The 2,719-nt window shown below is 68.8% G+C and carries 5 protein-coding genes and 1 pseudogene; 3 read left to right on the forward strand and 3 right to left on the reverse strand.

Features of this window, described 5'->3' with window-relative positions; all coding sequences use genetic code 11:
- A partial coding sequence (locus tag H7965_RS29390) for a transposase (protein ID WP_186774005.1) occupies positions 1-198 on the reverse strand: 198 nt, incomplete at its 3' end.
- A gap of 463 nt (positions 199-661) precedes the next feature.
- Here H7965_RS29390 and H7965_RS29395 point away from each other — a divergent pair.
- Complete coding sequence (locus H7965_RS29395) at positions 662-1,030, forward strand: 4a-hydroxytetrahydrobiopterin dehydratase (RefSeq protein WP_186774031.1); 369 nt, start codon at positions 662-664, stop codon at positions 1,028-1,030.
- A 385-nt stretch (positions 1,031-1,415) separates the two neighbouring features.
- Here the strand turns inward: H7965_RS29395 and H7965_RS29400 are convergent, their stop codons facing one another.
- Complete coding sequence (locus H7965_RS29400; RefSeq protein ID WP_229682873.1) at positions 1,416-1,736, reverse strand: hypothetical protein; 321 nt, start codon at positions 1,734-1,736, stop codon at positions 1,416-1,418.
- 147 nt (positions 1,737-1,883) lie between these two features.
- Positions 1,884-2,141 carry a hypothetical protein gene (locus H7965_RS29405; protein ID WP_186774033.1) on the reverse strand — a complete coding sequence of 86 codons (258 nt, stop codon included), beginning with the start codon at positions 2,139-2,141 and terminating at the stop codon, positions 1,884-1,886.
- A 116-nt stretch (positions 2,142-2,257) separates the two neighbouring features.
- Here H7965_RS29405 and H7965_RS29410 point away from each other — a divergent pair, with 116 nt between their 5' ends.
- The gene (locus H7965_RS29410; RefSeq protein ID WP_186774034.1) at positions 2,258-2,440 is read left to right on the forward strand and encodes a hypothetical protein; all 183 of its coding nucleotides are present in this window, start codon (positions 2,258-2,260) and stop codon (positions 2,438-2,440) included.
- 88 nt (positions 2,441-2,528) lie between these two features.
- Positions 2,529-2,719 (forward strand): annotated as a pseudogene (locus H7965_RS29415) (IS630 family transposase); the annotation flags it as partial.

The raw sequence follows: 2,719 nt of genomic DNA on the forward strand, positions 1-2,719 counted from the left end.
GGCTGCCCACTGGCAGCCGGTGGAGAGGATGTACATCACCCCGTTCACCACCGCTCGCACCTCGACCGTCCGCTTGTTGCCACCCGGCTTGGCGGGCGGGATCAGCGTCCTGATCAGCGCCCATTCCTCGTCGGTCAGATCACTCGGGTAGCGCAGCTTGCTGCGGTCGTACCAAGCCCGGTTCTCCTGCGTCCACATCGCCGCAGTTCTTCCCGCCTCGGCCGCCCACAGGCCAGTCACAACCTATTCAAATCATAGCACCTGTTCCCGGACGGACACTTAGAGGGCGCCCGGCACGGCCCGCGCCGAAGTAGGGCGCGGCAGTGGACGACAATCCGCTGGCGCGTCCGCCTGAGCCCAGGAAGTAGGGGCCAGAGGAGCGAGCGGCCGCGCCGGGGCTCGGATTGGTGGGTGACGCGCCCTACCGTCGAGCGTCGGCCGCGAGGCGCCCGTGGTTGGCTATGGCGGCGGCGGGGGCGCGCGCGATGCTGTACGGGTGAGCCCCTGTCCTATTGCTCTCATCGCAACGACAGCCTCCCGCGCGACGGGGACTGCTGCACCGAGCGCAGTCCCGGCCTATCCTGCCCCCAGATGGCATCGATGCCCACCGGGCGCCCGCAGGGTGCCGTCCAGGGGCGACCATCCATCGGGAGGCGACATCATGGCGAGCGCACTGGCGGAGAAGAATTGCACCCCGTGCCGCGGCGGCGTCCCGCCGCTGACGCCTGTGGAGGCGGAAGGCTACCGTACGCAGGCGCCCGACTGGACGCTGATGGACGACGCGACCCGCATTGAGCGGCGCTTCCGGTTCAAAGATTTCGGCGAGGCGTTCGCCTTCGTGGCGCGCGCCGCGGAACTCGCTGATGCGGAGGGCCACCACCCCGACATCACCTTCGGCTGGGGCTACGCGGCGGTCTCGCTACGGACAAAGAAGATCAAGGGCCTGCACGAGAACGACTTCATCATGGCCGCCAAGCTCGACCGCCTCGCCGACGACCCCGTGGCCGAGACGGCGCGCCAGGGGGGCTGAGTGCGGGGATCGTCGGCTCCGACCGTACGCCCGGTAGCCCTATTCGCGCGGCCGCTCAGCGCCTCGAATGCCGCGCCGAGCCTTCGCCGCCATCATTGCCACTGTTGATTCTCGTCCGCTTTTCGCCCGTCACCAGGGCGCTGTTCTCGGTCCCGACGCGGTAGGACTCCTACCCGCCGCTGCGGCCTGCCTCGGACACGCGCGCGGCATGGTGTGCTCCAGTTCTTCTGGGCGGCCGACGGCATCCCGCCAGGCCAGGAGAGCAACGCGGCCGGATAATGCTCCGTTCGAGCGGGTTCGCTCGTCCTCAACGGTCAGGTGCCGCCGTTGGGCAATATCGGCCGCGACAGCAGGCGCCCAGGTGCATCGCATGGCCAGCCGCCGTCTAACCGAACATTTCTGGTTCCAGCCGAACCCGGTGCCGTTCCCCCGCCGCCGTCCAGCCGCGCTCCCGAATCACGTCGTTGCTCTCCACCGCTCTGCGCCCCGGTCCGAGCGACCACGTGATGTGGTAGGTGGAGCCGTCCGGCCGCCGGGTCCTGCCGCCGATCTCGACCACGAGCGCCTGCACGCCCGCGCCGTCATTGGCCATGCCCACAACGAAGCCCTCCGTCTCGGTCGGCAGCGGGAAGTCCTGCGGGACCCCGGACTTTAGCGTGACGTGGTGGGCCACCACCTCCGGGTAGGCGGGAGGGAACACGGCCATAAGTCCGTTCCGGTCCTCCGGGTGCAGCAGCCAACCCGCAACGTGCCCAGCCATCTCTCGTCCCTTGCCGACACCCAAGCACCTCAACGCATTGCAGGGGCGGCGGTGCGGGGCTCGGGACCGGCAGTCCCGAGGTGGTGTCAGCAGTCAGCACCCGATGCAGCACCACGGCACCTCGCGCGAACAGGTGACGATGCCGCGACCCGTGTCCGGTGCGCCTGCCAATGGAGGCGTTGAGGACGCACCGGTCGACGGGGAAGCGAGGCCCAGGGCGTGCATGAGCATGTAGCCGCCGTCGCGCAGGCGCGGGGAGCGCTCCGAGATGATCGGTGGGAGGCTCCTCTGGTGCAGGCGCAGCGCCAGGGAAAGCCCCGCAATCCTCGCGCCGGGGATCATCACGTTCACCGCCTGCTCCCGCGTTCGCAGCGGCACCTACTCGGCACCTCGCGCCAGTTGGGAACACCTGCCAGGAAGTCGGGTTGAATGGTGGCGGCTTGGCGCCGCGATCCGGGAGACATCCCATGAGTGGAACGAGAAGCACGCCGAAGCCTGCCCAGCAGGGCGACGACCGCACGATCGACCGCAGCGACGAGAACGGTCAGCCTTGGCACGACCCCGTGGACGAGCAGCAGGGCGAGGAGCCGAGGGGCAAACAGGAGCGGTCCCAGCACGGAGAGCATACCAAGGTCGAATCCCGGCACTGAGTGGACCGTATGGTAGGGCCACCCCGTACTAGTGCACTGACGCAGACGGAGGATTCACAGCGGGGCGCTGCGGTGGAATTCTCCAGGCATGGCCCAGACCGTCAGCGTCATCGTTGGATCTGAGGATCGCATCCGCCTTGCTGCGATCCTTGGTGACCGCAACCGCCCGCTCAAGCATGTGCAGCGGGTCAACATCATCTTGCTCTCCGCCGAGTGGCTGCCGGTCCTGGAGGTGGCGCGCCGCGCGGGCGTCAGCCGCCCTGCGGTTTGGCGCTGGCA

Origin of the sequence: Siccirubricoccus deserti (assembly GCF_014283215.1) — a bacterium.
GTDB lineage: Bacteria > Pseudomonadota > Alphaproteobacteria > Acetobacterales > Acetobacteraceae > Siccirubricoccus > Siccirubricoccus deserti.